Raw genomic sequence first — 15,481 nt, forward strand, 5'->3', positions numbered from 1 at the left:
CCTAATTCTATGTGACGGTGTGGCTGGAACTTTTTTAGTTGCCCACCGTCTGACTCTCATTACTAATAATCAATAAAATTACTGGAGTACGAGGTGCGTAGACACGTTCAACTCGCATTCATTGTAGTTAGTACCACACTTCTTTCTGCATGCGCCAACCTTTCCGCGGGAAATTTGTTTAGCCATTACAGCGCCCAGAATCAGCAGGTGTACCAAGCTGTTAAAGCTGGGCAGTACCAACAAGCTGAAGAGGCACTTCCTGACTATGTTGCTGGAGATATACTAGATAACTTTGAAAAAGGGCGAGTGTATCTGCTTAATGAGCAGTTTGAGCTAAGCAAAACTGCCTTAGGGCTTAGTGATGCTGCGGTTCGAGAACAGCAAGACAAAGCGACTATTTCGGTATCAGATACAGCGACCAGTATTAGCTCTCTCGCCGTTAATGATAACTTAAACATATATCAGCCAGCGGACTATGAACTAGGTTTTCTCCATTTATATCTAGGGGTCAATTATCTGAAGGAAAACAGTTTAGAAGGCGCTTTAGTAGAAATGCGTCGAGCAAATCAGGTTCAAGAGAAGGCTCGTAAAGAGCGTGAGAAAGAACTGGAATCAGCTCAAAATGACCTACAAGCTCAAGGCTTAACACCAAACTTGGGTAGTGTCCTCTCTAACTATCCCGATGCAGGTAAAACACTTCAAGCGGTACAAAATGGTTATTTGTTCTACTTGTCTGCACTTTTGTATGAAGCAGATAAGGATCTAAACAGTGCATATGTTGACTATCGTAGAGCGTTAGCCGTGATGCCTGATAATGAACAGGTTATTGATGGTACAAAACGTGTTGCCAAGCGTTTGGGGATGCGCTCAGATTTATCCAAATTAGAAAAACGTTATGGCAAAGCGGAGTTACTCGACGAAAAGAGTGCGCGAGTCATCGTTATTGAAGAACAGGGTGTAGTTGAAGCAATGAATGAGTGGCGTCAATCATTGCCATTGTTTGACAGTCGTGGAAACGGAGTTTGGTATAGTGTTGCATTGCCATACTATCCATCGATAGCCAAACAACAATATCCCCCTCTTAGTTTGAATAACCAATCTCTAAACAGTGACCTACTAACTGATGTAAACGTAATGGCACAAAGAGATTTGTCTGAGAGAATGCCCGCTATTATTATCCGCCAGGCACTAAGAGTATGGGCGAAAGATCAATTACGCCGTGAAGCCGCAAAGAAAGAAGATGATGTAGGTAATCTACTCCTTAACGTGTGGAATACTCTCACAGAGCAGCCTGATACGCGCAGTTGGCAGACGTTGCCTGCTGAAATACGTACCGGTGGCGCTGTGGTTAAACCGGGGGAGCAACAGATTTTAGTAGATGGTAAGTCGTACCAATTTGAGGCTGATGCCGGTAGAACGGTATTGGTTTGGGTTTCACGCCAAAGTGGCAATGCTACAATTTGGCATAAACAGTTAGGGAATATCCGATGAGAAAATGGTTTATCGCAGCCATTGCTGCACTAATGTTAGCTGGATGCGCGAATAATACGGCTGGGTTACGTATCGATGGAGCGTCTCAAACGGTTTTATTCGGTGACAACGTACTAGCGGGTCGATTAAAGGTTGAAGACATTTCTACTGCACAAGTTGATGGCCGTGCACGAGGCGTGGTTCGTTTAGCGAGTCAATTCCAAGGCGATCAAGCGATTCAGTACCGTTTCTATTGGTACGATGATGAAGGTTTAGAAGTCAATACCAAGCTTGGCCCTTGGCGACAAGCCATTGTTAGAGGCATGGAATCGATCGCGATTTCAGAAGTATCACTGAATCCGAATGGAACTCAATTCCGAGTTCAAATTCGCGAAAATAATAACTAAATCGAACTAAAACCTAAGGTTTTTAGTCATAAACAATAAACTTCAAGGAAATTTGAGGAACCAAGAATGAAAAAAAGTGTTATCGCATTGCTTGGCTTAGCTGTCATCCTGGGCGGTTGTTCTAACAAAGTAAGTTACGGTGATGCGCAGGCCGTTGAAACGACAACCATCGATTTTGGTTCGACGGACCTACAAAAGATCGCTGGAGAAATGGTCGACAGCATGATGATGTCTGGTTCGGTAGCTGCAATTACACGTGACGCTCGTCCAATTGTTTTTGTAGAACGAATCAAAAACAAAACCAGTGAGCATATTGATACTGAGTCGATCACAGACAGTATTAGCACTAAGATGTTGAACTCGGGTAAGTTCCGTTTTGTTGATATGGACCGTGTTGAATCAGTACGTGAGCAACTTAACTTCCAAAATAATGATGAGTTGGTGAATCAAAGTACAGCGATTCAGTTTGGTAAAATGGTAGGTGCTCAGTACATGCTGTATGGCAATCTCTCAAGCATTGCAAAAAATGCGGGTAGCGACAAAGACGTCTACTACAAGATGACGATGCGTTTAATGGACCTAGAAACCGGCTTAATTGAATGGGCCGATGAAACAGAGATTCGTAAGCAAGAATCTAAGAGCCTATTAGGCTTTTAACTAGAATATGAGGTGATTTATGGCAAGGATGTCTTGGCAAGAAGCATGTCAGTTAGATTCATCATTACTTAGCCTAGATCACTTCTTTGACTTGCCTCCAGATTATGCTCAAACATTGACTGGAGGCTTGACTAACCGTTGCTGGAAAGTTGTCGCAGCGGACGGTGCTGCTTATGTGTGGCGGCCGAATACCACCATTACCAAAGCTTTCTCTATCTCTCGTTTTCAAGAATACCAGATCCTAAGTGCAATCGAAGGTTCCCATCTGGCGCCAAGTGCCGTTCATATTAATGATCAAGGGCTACTAGTGGATTGGATTGAAGGAAGTTCTCTGACTGATCAACTTGATGTCGACTCACTTCTTAAAACTATGGCTAAGATTCACGAGTTAGATACTGCGCGAATTCCCGTCGCTCCTTTTAACTTCACCGCTCGAGTTGACCATTATTGGATGCTGCTACGTGAAGAGTTTAAGACGCAACAATACCATGATGTGTATCAGCAATGGCGTAACGCTCCAAGTCTCGCAGACGTGGGATCAACGCTGTGTCACTTTGATCTTGCGGGCTACAACATGGTGCATACAGCTGATGGAAATAAAGTTATTGATTGGGAGTATGCAGCCATTGCTGACCCGCGATTAGATCTTACGCTAAGTATCGATGTGATGGATGCAAAACCTCTAGAAACCATCTATCGTTATTGTCAATTACGTGAAATTGAAGGCGTCGATGATTGGGTCGAAGGTGTGCTCGCTTGGAAGCCTCGTGCGACTATGATGGCGATGCTGTGGTACCTATTGGCCTATCAGCTTTGGGGAGATGAACAATATTTAACCCAAGCGCAAAAAATACGCAGTACTTTTTGCAGTTAAGATCACTGTTTAGTTGTTCCGCTTATTTAATCTCAGTTTGCGTACTTTTAAACCCTAGTTTTCATGGTAGATTTAAGCGACAAGGAGCGGGGGAAGTATAATGATTATCTATTTACATGGTTTCGACTCGACGAGTCCGGGTAACCACGAAAAGGTACTGCAACTGCAGTTTATCGATGAAGATGTGCGTTTCATTAATTACAGTACATTGCATCCGAAACACGATATGCAGCATTTGTTGAAAGAAGTACATAAGGTCATCGAGCAATCGGATGACCCACATCCGATCATTTGCGGTGTAGGGTTAGGGGGATACTGGTCGGAACGCATTGGTTTTTTGTGTGGTATTAAACAGGTTATATTCAATCCCAATTTACACCCAGAAGTGAATATGCAAGGGCGTATTGATCGTCCAGAAGAATACGAAGACATTGCAACCAAGTGCGTCGAAAAGTTTCGTATGAAAAACAACTCACGTTGCCTAGTAGTGTTGTCGAAGGAAGATGAAATCCACGATAACTCTAAAACCGCGGCTGAGCTTGAAGACTACTACGACATTATTTGGGATGAGACTCAGACTCACAAATTTAAGAAGATTTCTCAGCATTTACAAACAATGAAAGCGTTTAAAGAAGCTAATTAGAAACTCTTCAATAGAATGGCTAAAAAGCGACAGGTACTCCCTGTCGCTTTTTTATTGTTCAATTGATTCTATTCCTTACAAATTCAGGTGGTATAAACGCAATCTTTAGTTGCGAAGCGAATTTTGGCCTATATAATGGCTTTACTACAAATTATTTGATAAATATCAAAAAAAATTGAGAGTAAGTGAAAAACTTACCCAAAGAATGCGGCGGATGTTATCGAGCCGTTTTGAGTCATCAGACTCTTTTATCCAATTAGCGTGTCGTATAAATACGAAGCCTCTACGGGCCCCGAGATGTAAGACTGGGATAACTCAGCAATTGGCCCCAAAAAGAACAGAATTTACTCGGTATAAGCCTTTATGCCGACACATATTATTTTACTTTTTTGAGGAATGTAGCTGTGACACGAATTATCGTTGTAGGCGGCGGAGCAGGCGGTTTGGAGCTTGCGACTAAATTGGGCCGTACGCTGGGCCGCAAAGGCAGAGCTAAAGTAACGCTGGTGGACCGTAAAGCGAGCCACCTTTGGAAGCCTTTATTGCACGAAGTAGCAACTGGATCGCTAGATGAAGGCGTAGATGCTCTTAGTTACCGCGCGCATGCTAAAAACCACCACTTTGATTTCCAAATGGGTAGCCTTGAAGACATCGATCGTGAACGCAAAACGATAACATTGCGTGAGCTAAAAGATGACAATGGCGAACTGCTCATGCCAAGTCGCGAACTTGAATATGACCTTCTAGTCATGGCGATCGGTTCAACCTCAAACGACTTTAACACCCCAGGTGTTCGTGATAACTGTATTTTCCTTGATAGCCCAGAGCAAGCGCACCGTTTTCGTACTGAGATGAACAATGAGTTCTTAAAGCTGCATGCGAAAAATGGTAACGGGACTGTTGATATTGCAATCGTAGGTGCCGGTGCTACTGGTGTCGAGCTATCCGCTGAGCTTCATAATGCAGTTAAAGAGCTTCGTACATACGGCTTTGGGGACTTAGATTCAAGTAAGTTAAATGTAAACTTAGTTGAAGCAGGTGAGCGAATTCTTCCAGCGTTGCCACCTCGTATCTCAAGCGCAGCACATCAAGAGTTAACTAAACTTGGTGTAAATGTCCGTACCGCAACTATGGTGACTCAAGCTGACAAAGATGGCTTGACGACGAAAGATGGTGAGAAGATCCCAGCACAAATTATGGTGTGGGCGGCAGGGATTAAAGCACCTGACTTCATTAAAGATATTGCAGGGCTTGAGACCAACCGTATCAATCAGTTAGTTGTGAAAGACACGCTACAAACCACTCGTGATGACAATATCTTTGTTATTGGTGACCTTGCGCAATGCACTCAAGCGGATGGATCTTTTGTTCCTCCACGTGCTCAAGCTGCTCATCAGATGGCAAGCTGTGCTTTCTCTAATATTGTTGCTAAGTTAAATGGCCGTGACTTGAAAGCCTACGTATATAAAGACAAAGGCTCATTAGTATCACTTAGCCGCTTCTCAACGGTGGGCAGTTTAATGGGGAACCTAACGAAAGGCTCAATGATGGTTGAAGGTCGAATTGCACGAGTGGTGTATATTTCACTTTATCGCCTGCATCAAATGGCGTTACACGGTATGTTTAAGACAGGTCTTATCATCTTGATGGGACGTATCAACCGAGTACTTCGTCCAAACTTGAAGCTGCACTAAGAAGAAAGTGGATACAAAAAGAGCGCCTAATCGGCGCTCTTTTTTATGGTACGACCGAATAGACGAGTCCTTCTTTGGGTTTGCCTGCGAACAGATACCGGTTTCGTGCTCTGGTCTCAAATATTGCTCCACAAGCTAACGCGAGTTCCTGGCTTGGTCGATTGTCAGGGTCACAAACAATTTCAATTCGGGTGACTTTCAATTGCTCAAAACAGAATGTGATTAGCCCATTTAAAGCTTCTCGTGCATACCCATTTCGCTGAAATTTATCACTAATCCAATACCCTAAACTGACCATGTTGAAAGTATGGTAAAGCTCGTTTATCGCTACCATACCCATTAGGCAGTTATCACCTCGTCGGTATATACCAAAGCCGTACGCTTCAGATTTGACCCAATTGAGGCGTGTCGCCAAAAGAAACTTTTCAGCCTGCTCTAGAGAAAAGTGAGGCTCACACCAGTCTATCCATTTATGTAGGCTAGGGGACTGTACGATACTGCGCTGGAGAACTTGTGCATCTTCACTTGGGATTAGCTTAAGTTCGAGTCGTGGAGTGATAATACAGTAATCTGGAGTCATGTTATCCATCCATAAAGAAAAACAGCCCTGTCGGGCTGCTTCAAATATTTAAGGTCTAGCGCTGAGGCGATTAGTTGACTCGGCGAACCTGTACAATGATGCCCATTAACGGGTGGTCAAGGTAATGAGTCTCTGAGCTTCGCATACGTCGTTTTTGGTCTAGGCGGTAGCTCTTTAAAAACTCCTGCTTCTCAATAGTAGGCGATACCTGCTCCATAAAACCAGCCTCGACGACACTGTCTCCTGCCGAGTCATTTTGCGCTGTCACACCTGTATCCTCGATGGTATCAATGCTTATCGGCGCTTGAAGGACGACTTCACGAACACTTGGCGATTTCAAGTCTAGCTCAACATCTGCATATAGATAATGTTCAACATAAATTTGTAATTTACCATCCAGTTCGTAGAGCGGTTTAGGAATACTTGTTTCAGTTACGCCCTCAAGTACCTCTTTCTCGAGGTTTGACCCCTTCTTGCTTCCATCACTATTGAAAACGTTAGAGTAGTCTCTACCTGCTTGGATATGGAAGGTAGGCGCAGATAGACGGCCTCGGTCTCCCTGCCTCCAAGCTTTGTGCATCAATACTTCAAAGCCTGCATGTTTTTTTAGCTTAGTGACTTCACTATTTAGCTTGTACGAAGAGTAAGGCAGCATCTGAACGCCTTTACGTGCTCGGAAACTTGTATCGGAAAAGGTTCCTGTACCGTCCAGTGAAATGGCCGGTTGGTTATTTGGCCAAGATTCTGCAGTTTGCTCTGGGTTAACAGAACGTTTGAAAACGACCACTTCAATGTCAAATTGTCGCTGTGCCCATGATGGCAAAGCAACAAAAAAGAGTAACAGTGGAATCAGCTTTTTCATTACAACTCCATAATTCGGTGTACTCACCGCGGAAAAATTAATCAGCCTTACTACTAGGCTTTGGGTAAAAGGTTTTGCTGGAATTCACCCAACATATCACCGACAAATTGGATTCTCTTGCGTCTATCCACTAATGGTACCGTAAACTTAAACTTAGTGGGCCCTTCCATGGCAAATTTTTGAGGCTGAGATTGCAATAGTTTAACCAAATACATAGGGTTAATGTCAGCATCAGGATAGAACTCGATGTAGCCACCCTTGTCATGGGCTTCTATTTTCTTCACTTTGAGTTCAGCTGCAATGAGTTTTAGTTCAGCCACGGAGAGCAGATTTTTCGTGGCGTCTGGCAATAAACCAAAGCGATCAATCAGCTCTACTTTAAGATCATCAAGTTCTTGTTTATCTTGCACACTCGCGATCTGCTTATACATAGAAAGGCGTGTATTAATGTCTGGGATATAATCGTCAGGAAGAAGAGCGGGCAAACGCATTTCCACTTCTGTTTGTTCACGAAGTAGGTCATCAAGTGACGGCTCTTTTCCTTCTTTCAACGCTTCAACCGCTTGCTCCAACATTTCCATATAAAGAGTAAAACCAATCGATTGAATTTGACCACTCTGTTCATCGCCAAGTAACTCACCCGCGCCGCGGATTTCTAGATCGTGGGTGGCAAGTGTAAAGCCAGCCCCAAGGTCTTCTAGTGATGCGATAGCATCAAGTCTCTTAATGGCGTCTTTGGTCATCGCTTTGGGATGAGGCGTCAGCAAATATGCGTACGCTTGGTGATGTGAACGACCAACGCGGCCACGCAGCTGGTGCAGTTGAGCTAAGCCTAGGTTGTCTGCCCGATCCATGATGATAGTGTTGGCGGTTGGGACGTCGATACCCGTTTCAATAATAGTGGTACATACCAGTAAATTGAAACGCTGGTGATAAAAGTCATTCATGATGCGTTCAAGTTCACGCTCGCGCATTTGACCATGAGCGACCGTCACTCGAGCTTCTGGGATCAACTTTTCTAGATCAGCGGCCACTTTTTCAATGGTTTCGACCTGATTGTGCAGGAAGTATACCTGACCACCACGCATAATTTCGCGTAGAACTGCCTCTCGGACAACGGCATCATCGTTTTGTCGCACGAATGTTTTTATTGCAAGACGTCGAGCTGGTGGGGTTGCGATGATAGATAGGTCTCGCATACCACTCATCGCCATGTTTAGTGTTCGAGGAATTGGCGTTGCAGTTAATGTGAGAATATCCACATCGGCGCGCATAGCCTTCATCTTTTCTTTCTGACGAACACCGAAACGGTGCTCCTCATCGACGATTAAAAGACCTAGATCTTTAAACTTAATGTCGTTAGAAAGCAGCTTGTGAGTTCCCACTACTAGGTCGACCTTGCCTTCTTCAATATCCTGTAGAACTTGCTTTTGCTCTTTCGCGGTTTTGAATCGAGACAATACTTCGACTCGGATGGGTAGGTTTGCAAATCGATCACGGAAGTTCTCGAAGTGCTGTTGGGCCAGGAGTGTCGTTGGCACGAGTACCGCAACTTGCTTACCATTGTCTGTTGCAAGGAAGGCTGCACGCATCGCGACTTCGGTTTTACCAAAGCCAACATCACCACACACTAAGCGATCCATGGCTTTTGCTTGACACATGTCAGACATAACGGCGTTAATCGCTATTTTCTGATCGTCAGTCTCTTCAAATGGGAACCCCGCTTTGAACGTGGCATATTGGCCTCTATCGAGTGCAAACTTGTAGCCAGGTTTGAGCTCGCGTTTTGCGTACACATCGAGCAATTCTGCTGCGACATCACGCACTTTTTCTGCCGCTTTACGGCGCGCTTTCGCCCAAGCTTCGCCACCTAGTTTATGTAGCGGTGCACTTTCTTCAGCGCCACCAGAGTAGCGGCTTATCAAGTTGAGTGATGCAACGGGTACATAGAGCTTTGCATCGTTTTGATATTCAAGCGTTACGTATTCCGTGGTCATGCCACCTGCTTCAAGCGTTTGCAGGCCAATATAGCGACCAATACCGTGGTCGATATGAACAACGGGTTGTCCAGGTTTCAGTTCTGCAAGGTTTCGAATGACGGCGTCACTATTAGTGGTTTTGCGATCTTTACGACGACGCTGAATCACGCGGTCGCCTAACAGATCACTTTCACAAATTAGCGCGATTTGCTCGTCGCCATAAAGGAAACCATGTTCTGCCGCACCTAGTACCAATGAAAACTTGTCATTACCTGAAATGGCTTCACAAAAGCTCGGGCTTTCTATAGGACGCAGCTTGATACGTTGAAGCAGTTCGAGTAAAGCTTCACGGCGACCTTCTGATTCTACGGAAAAGACGATTTTCCCAGAGTAATTTTCACTGAAATGACGCAGAGAAGCCATCGGCTCTTTGTTTTGGTGCTGAACGGCAAGATCGGGTAAAGGCTGAATGTTTGGGTTAACTCGCCCTTGTTTTTCAACAATTGCATCCGTTGAAAGTAATAAATGAGGCAACTGTTTAAACTGGCTAAACAGCTCGTCTTTCTTTAACCAGAGCTCTTCTGGTGGAAGGAGTGGACGCAGCGGGTCAACTTTTCTTTGATCGTAACGATAGTCGACGTCCGCGAGGAAAGTGTCGATTGCCGATTCAATATCGCCCACTGTGATGAGTTGACTATCGTCCGTAATGTAATCGAATAGATTTTCCGTTTGTTCGAAGAATAGAGGTTGCCAATATTCAATGCCGGCCGGCCAAGTGCCTTTTGACACTTGCATGTAAACAGATTCAGGCTCGCGTCTCGCTTCAAAACGCTGACGCCAGCGGATGCGAAAATCTTCTATTGCGCTCTCTGTAGTTGGAAACTCGTGTGCTGGTAGTAAGCGAATCTCTTTGACGTCATCAATGGAACGTTGGTTTTCAGGGTCAAAGGTGCGAATGGTGTCGATTTCATCATCGAAAAAATCAATGCGGAAAGGATCACTAGAACCCATAGGGAAGAGATCCAAAATCGAACCTCGACTAGCATATTCTCCTGGCCCAAACACTTGGTCGACGTTGCGGTAGCCGGATTTTTCCAGTTGTATACGAAGCTTCTCAAGTGAGAATAGATCGCCGACTTTGACCATCAATGTATGCTGCATCAAGTATTCTCGGGGAGATTGCCTTTGCAGTAAAGTGCTCACGGGAACGATAGTAATACCGCGAGTTTGTGTCGGCAGTTGATACAAGCGAGCAATGCGATCTGAAATTATTTCTTGATGCGGGGAAAAGTTGTCGTAAGGCAACGTTTCCCAATCCGGGAAAAGCGCAACTTCTTGGCTTGTAAACTGTTCGATTTCCTGCAACAGCTTCAAGGCCGTTTGTGGGTCAGGTACAGCTAAAAGAGTGTGACTAGGATGCTGGTTAGCTAGCTCAGCAATTGCAATCGCTAAGCTAGCGCCTCGCAAATTACCGACGTGTTTTTTGTCTCCGGCTCCGGTAGCGTTAGCCAGATGAAAAAGAGTGGTATCAGACATAGTGGTAAATTTATTTATCTCGATTTAGGGAGCGCTGACGCAGCATTTTTTGTTGTTGATAGAGTGCTGCTTTGATCAATAGGTCTTCATCTAAATCGCGTAGTAGATCGTATTTAATGGTGATTAGATATTGGTTATCTTGAGGCTCACACTCTACGACGTGCCCGTAGCTGTATATTGCAGCCGCGGGATGATCGAGGAATAGCTTTGCTCTAACCAATTGATCCTCTGCTAAAGGCTTAGGTGCAAGGTAACGAAATAGACTAGCACCAAAGGAAACAGTTTGATGGCGGTATACTTCGTTGTCTTGTTGAGACAGCATGAATGTTAGCAGTAGATTGAGCTTAGAGTTTTGTGTATCAAGGAGTTCTATAACGTGTTTAAAGTCGCTGTTATTTAACTCAGAGCGAGCACTGTCATTTAACAAGTCGAGCTGACTAAATTCACTCGCCACCAAAAATGGGGCAGGGATTTCACTTTCGAACTGTTCATGGCTTGGTAGAGTGAGCTCACGCGCTAATGGCTCTACGTTAACCGTCATTCTATGATGGACGGTGAAATATTCTTGATCAGGCATTCTGAGTTTCCTTTAACTAACACCTTGATTATCGCCATACATCGCAACTAATCAAGGTATGTCATTGTTTATCACATATTTTGACGACTAATTAGCAATTAAGGGCTACAACCAAAGGTGATAAATCGGTACATTACCTGCTATCAAACATTATTGGTTTATTTTATGTTTCATCCGGTTTCGGCCTTTATAGGCTTGCGCTACTTGCGAGGGCGCTCCGGAGATAGATTTAGTCGATTTGTCTCTTATATGTCGACAGCGGGGATCACGATCGGTGTGATGTCGCTGGTTACGGTACTTTCTGTAATGAACGGCTTTGAAGCTCAGCTCAAAGGTCGCATTCTTGGTGTCTTACCTCAAGCGATTGTTTCTGAGGTTGATGGCAAGACATCCCGCCAGGAAATTGCGCCAGAATTTGTTACACAACTATCAACGGCTGCTCACCCAGAGCCGATTGTGCAAAGTGAAGCGGTCATTCAGAGTGCATCACAATTGAGTGCGGGGCTTCTTATTGGTATTAAGCCCAGTGATCATGACCCAATTGAAGAGCACCTGATCGCGGGTAGGCTTTCTGCAATGGAAGCGGGCAAATATCAGCTCTTTATTGGTCATACACTAGCGCGAGCTATGGATGTTTCATTAGGAGATAAAGTTCGTTTAATGGTGACCAGTGCAAGTCAATTTACCCCGCTTGGACGTATACCAAGCCAACGAATGTTTACTGTCGCTGGCATTTATAACACGGGCTCCGATGTAGATGGGCAGTTGATGCTGACCCACATTGATGATGCTGCAAGGCTCAACCGAATGAAAAGTGACACTATGACCGGGTGGCGATTATTTTTCCAAGACCCTTTTGTCGTTTCTGAACTGAGTCAACAACCTTTACCGGAGGGTTGGCAATGGCAGGACTGGCGTGAGCAGCGTGGCGAGCTTTTCCAAGCGGTGAGAATGGAAAAAAATATGATGGGCTTGATGCTCGGTTTGATTGTTGGCGTTGCAGCATTCAACATCATTTCTGCTCTTATTATGGTCGTTATGGAGAAGCAATCGGAAGTTGCGATCTTAAAAACTCAAGGTATGTCAGATAATCAGATCTTAGCCATCTTTATGGTTCAAGGTGCCAGCAGTGGCGTGCTTGGTGCAGTGATTGGTGGAGGCTTGGGCGTGTTATTAGCCAGTAACCTTAACGGGATTTTGGAAAGTGCGGGCATCGCATTGTTCTCGGTTGGTGGCGAGCTACCTGTTTTAATTAATCCACTACAAATTGTCGTTGTTGTTGTGTTGGCAATCGCACTGAGCCTACTGGCGACATTGTTCCCTTCTTACCGTGCGTCTTCAGTAAAACCGGCCGAGGCTTTGAGATATGAGTAACCTTCTTCAGTGTCACAACATTTGCAAAACGTACCGAGAAGGAACGTTAGATACTCAAGTGCTAAAAGGCGTCAGCTTTGAGCTTAAAAAAGGCGAGCTCGCTTCGATTATCGGATCTTCTGGTTCAGGTAAGAGTACATTACTGCATATTCTGGGGGCGTTAGATGACGCGACAGAAGGTCATGTCACTTTCCTAGGGCAAGATTTGGCGCAATTAAGCTCAAATAAACAAGCAAAGTTGCGTAATCAACATTTGGGCTTTGTTTATCAGTTTCACCATTTACTTGCGGACTTTAGCGCACTAGAAAACGTTGCAATGCCTCTTCTGATTGGCGGCATGCAAACGAGTGAAGCCAAAGCCAAGGCGAATGCTCTACTCGATAAAGTGGGTTTGAGCCACCGTATTGATCACCGTCCTGCTGAATTGTCTGGTGGTGAGCGCCAACGTGTTGCAATTGCACGAGCGCTTGTCAATAGTCCTGACCTTGTACTAGCCGATGAACCAACTGGTAACCTCGACCACAAAACAGCATTGTCGATATACGATTTGATGCGTGAGCTGAATCAAGAGTCAGGCACTGCCTTTTTAGTAGTGACCCACGACGGTGAGTTGGCAAGTAAGATGGATCGCCAACTGCATATGCAAGATGGTTTGCTACTCAATGTAGAGGAGGCATAGTTTGTTTTCTTCTTTATCATTGTTTATTGGTGGCCGTTTTAGTCGCGCGAAACAGCGTAACAAAATGGTGTCATTTATCTCCTTGTCTTCAACCATTGGTATCACAGTAGGCGTTGCTGTCATCATCATTGGTTTATCTGCGATGAATGGATTTGAACGTGAGCTAAAAGACCGTGTGCTATCTGTGATTTCTCACGGTGAATTTGAAGGTGTACGAGGACCAATCCAAGAGTGGCAATCGGTGATTTCTCAGGCTGAGCAGCATCCTAAAATTGAAGCAGCAGCTCCGTTTGTTAAGTTAACGGCGTTGGCAGAAAAAGGGCAGCAATTAAAAGCTATTGAGGTGCGTGGTATTGAACCTGGGTTGGAGTCAAAAGTCTCAAACTTAAGTCATTATATTGATGATACTGTCTGGCAAAAATTTGTTCCCGGTGAAAAACAGGTCATTTTAGGGCAGGGGGTGGCTAACTTGCTGAAGGTGGAAGTCGGAGACTTTCTTACTCTCATGATTCCAAGTTCTGGCGTAACATCCAAAGTTCAAGCACCAAAACGTGTAAGAGTACAAGTTGTCGGTTTATTGAAACTGAATGGACAAATTGATCATAATCTTGCTTTAGTGCCATTAGAAGATGCCCAACTGTACGCAAAACTTGGCAATGGAGTGTCGGGTGTTGCCCTTAAAGTGGATGATGTACTTAATGCGACTCAGATTGTTCGTGAGGTAGGTAACACCTTAGATGTGTATGTTTACCTTCGCAGTTGGCAGCAAAAGTACGGCTTTCTTTATCGCGATATTCAACTAGTCCGTACGATTATGTACTTGGTAATGGTTCTTGTCATTGGTGTTGCCAGCTTTAATATTGTTTCCACTTTAATGATGGCAGTAAAAGATCGAGCGTCTGAGATTGCGATATTACGCACAATGGGAGCAAGCGATGGCTTGGTCAAACGCATCTTCGTATGGCAAGGCGTTTTCTCTGGTGTGCTAGGCAGTATTGTCGGAAGTGTTATTGGTGTGCTGGTGGCACTGAACTTAACAGGGCTCATAAAAAGCCTCGAAACTGCAATCGGCCATCAGTTTTTATCGGGTGACATTTATTTTGTTGACTTCCTTCCGTCTCAAGTTGAACTGACAGATGTGCTGCTTGTATCGACAACGGCAATCGTGCTCAGCTTGTTAGCAACTTGGTATCCGGCATCTAGGGCCAGCAAATTAAATCCTGCTTCGGTACTTAGCTCAAAGTAGAACTGAATAAAATGAAAAAGGACCTGTCAGGTCCTTTTTCATATGTGTCTTTCATATCAGTTACAAATTGCAGTTTAGAAGGTAGCAAAGTGTTTACTTGTTACTTTTACTTCTTCAGTAACCCGCCTAATCTGATTTTTCGTTTTTGCCAACTTCTCACTACAGAGTAACGCCAAAGCGCTTTTATACCGAAGAAACCGATAATGGCTGATAAAACCCCACAGATTAAGCAGCCCAGAAGGAACGGTGGTCCAATAGTGTTCATTTGGTGAAGAATAAATTCCCATGACAATTCAAAATGAAACGGCTGGGGTGGCACATGCATGGCCCATGCTCCTACTTTGTAAGCAAAGTAGAACAAAACTGGCATGGTGATCGGGTTACTGACCCACACTAAGGCTACTGAGAGAGGTAAGTTCACGCCACAGACGATAGCAAGTCCGGCGGACATGATCATTTGGCTTGGAAGAGGTACGAAAGCCATAAAAAGCCCAACGGCAAATGCTCCAGCTGCTGAACGACGGTTTAGACACCAAAGGTTTGGGTTATAAAGCACGTTGCCAAAGATTCGTAACGCCTTTTGGCGCTTGATTACTTCATGGTCTGGCATAAAGCGCTTAATAAACTTTCTTGGCATAGGTAACTATGACTCTCTACTTAAATTACTGGACGCTTGCTTCGTACTGTTTGGTTATCTTCTCTAGCACTTTATGGCTGAAGATGCCGCAATGGTATTGGTTATTACCCTGTATAGGGCTTCTTGTATTATCAGTAAGAGTGAAAAAGTTTCATTGCTTACTAGGGGCGTCTCTCGCGTGTTTAGTGATACTGGCACACGGAAATCTTCTTCGCCACCAAACCATTGAGCTTTTTAAAGCAGGTTCGGATATTACCATAAATGCG

Annotated in this window: 14 protein-coding genes; 9 read left to right on the top strand and 5 right to left on the bottom strand. The window is 44.4% G+C overall.

All coding sequences use genetic code 11. The annotated features are described in order from the left end of the window. Positions 1–93 precede the first annotated feature (93 nt). From AC4MRV_RS13380 to AC4MRV_RS13405, 6 genes are all read left to right on the top strand, one after another. Positions 94–1,491 (top strand): COG3014 family protein, encoded by a 1,398-nt coding sequence (locus tag AC4MRV_RS13380; protein WP_491187829.1) that lies wholly within the window; start codon positions 94–96, stop codon positions 1,489–1,491. Further along, positions 1,488–1,877, top strand: a complete 390-nt coding sequence (locus AC4MRV_RS13385; protein WP_491187830.1) for a YcfL family putative periplasmic lipoprotein — start codon at positions 1,488–1,490, stop codon at positions 1,875–1,877. Before AC4MRV_RS13380 ends, AC4MRV_RS13385 begins: the two co-directional genes overlap by 4 nt. A 66-nt stretch (positions 1,878–1,943) precedes the next feature. Then, entirely contained in the window at positions 1,944–2,534 is a 591-nt protein-coding gene (lpoB, locus tag AC4MRV_RS13390) for a penicillin-binding protein activator LpoB (RefSeq protein WP_491187831.1), read from the top strand. A 19-nt stretch (positions 2,535–2,553) separates the two neighbouring features. Then, positions 2,554–3,408, top strand: coding sequence for a phosphotransferase (locus AC4MRV_RS13395; RefSeq protein WP_491187832.1), 855 nt, complete (start codon positions 2,554–2,556; stop codon positions 3,406–3,408). A 100-nt stretch (positions 3,409–3,508) separates the two neighbouring features. After that, a complete protein-coding gene (gene ycfP, locus AC4MRV_RS13400; protein WP_491187833.1) occupies positions 3,509–4,051 on the top strand; it encodes an alpha/beta hydrolase YcfP in 543 nt (180 codons plus the stop codon). Between the two features lie 404 nt (positions 4,052–4,455). After that, positions 4,456–5,745, top strand: coding sequence for an NAD(P)/FAD-dependent oxidoreductase (locus AC4MRV_RS13405; RefSeq protein WP_491187834.1), 1,290 nt, complete (start codon positions 4,456–4,458; stop codon positions 5,743–5,745). 43 nt (positions 5,746–5,788) lie between these two features. Here the strand turns inward: AC4MRV_RS13405 and AC4MRV_RS13410 are convergent, their stop codons facing one another. The 4 genes from AC4MRV_RS13410 to AC4MRV_RS13425 all read right to left on the bottom strand — a co-directional run bounded on the left by AC4MRV_RS13410 (position 5,789) and on the right by AC4MRV_RS13425 (position 11,279). Then, on the bottom strand, positions 5,789–6,325 hold the full coding sequence (locus AC4MRV_RS13410; RefSeq protein ID WP_491187835.1) for a GNAT family N-acetyltransferase: 537 nt from the start codon (positions 6,323–6,325) through the stop codon (positions 5,789–5,791). 70 nt (positions 6,326–6,395) lie between these two features. After that, a complete protein-coding gene (locus tag AC4MRV_RS13415; protein ID WP_491187836.1) occupies positions 6,396–7,187 on the bottom strand; it encodes a peptidoglycan binding protein CsiV in 792 nt (263 codons plus the stop codon). Between the two features lie 53 nt (positions 7,188–7,240). After that, positions 7,241–10,702 carry a transcription-repair coupling factor gene (mfd, locus tag AC4MRV_RS13420; RefSeq protein ID WP_491187837.1) on the bottom strand — a complete coding sequence of 1,154 codons (3,462 nt, stop codon included), beginning with the start codon at positions 10,700–10,702 and terminating at the stop codon, positions 7,241–7,243. A gap of 10 nt (positions 10,703–10,712) precedes the next feature. Further along, positions 10,713–11,279, bottom strand: a complete 567-nt coding sequence (locus AC4MRV_RS13425; RefSeq protein WP_491187838.1) for a PilZ domain-containing protein — start codon at positions 11,277–11,279, stop codon at positions 10,713–10,715. A 165-nt stretch (positions 11,280–11,444) separates the two neighbouring features. Here AC4MRV_RS13425 and lolC point away from each other — a divergent pair, with 165 nt between their 5' ends. From lolC to lolE, 3 genes are read left to right on the top strand one after another with little or no spacing between them, the layout of a single operon-like run. Further along, positions 11,445–12,653, top strand: a complete 1,209-nt coding sequence (lolC, locus tag AC4MRV_RS13430; RefSeq protein WP_491187839.1) for a lipoprotein-releasing ABC transporter permease subunit LolC — start codon at positions 11,445–11,447, stop codon at positions 12,651–12,653. Continuing rightward, positions 12,646–13,332, top strand: a complete 687-nt coding sequence (gene lolD / locus AC4MRV_RS13435) for a lipoprotein-releasing ABC transporter ATP-binding protein LolD (protein ID WP_491187840.1) — start codon at positions 12,646–12,648, stop codon at positions 13,330–13,332. The genes lolC and lolD overlap by 8 nt, the downstream gene beginning before the upstream one ends. Position 13,333: 1 nt before the next feature. After that, positions 13,334–14,578 carry a lipoprotein-releasing ABC transporter permease subunit LolE gene (gene lolE, locus AC4MRV_RS13440; protein WP_491187841.1) on the top strand — a complete coding sequence of 415 codons (1,245 nt, stop codon included), beginning with the start codon at positions 13,334–13,336 and terminating at the stop codon, positions 14,576–14,578. A gap of 106 nt (positions 14,579–14,684) precedes the next feature. On the opposite strand, the gene AC4MRV_RS13445 is transcribed toward lolE, so the two are convergent. Further along, positions 14,685–15,215: a DUF2062 domain-containing protein gene (locus tag AC4MRV_RS13445; protein ID WP_491187842.1), complete on the bottom strand. Its 531-nt coding sequence runs from the start codon at positions 15,213–15,215 to the stop codon at positions 14,685–14,687. Between the last annotated feature and the right edge of the window lie 266 nt (positions 15,216–15,481).

This window comes from Vibrio sp. (assembly GCF_984391705.1).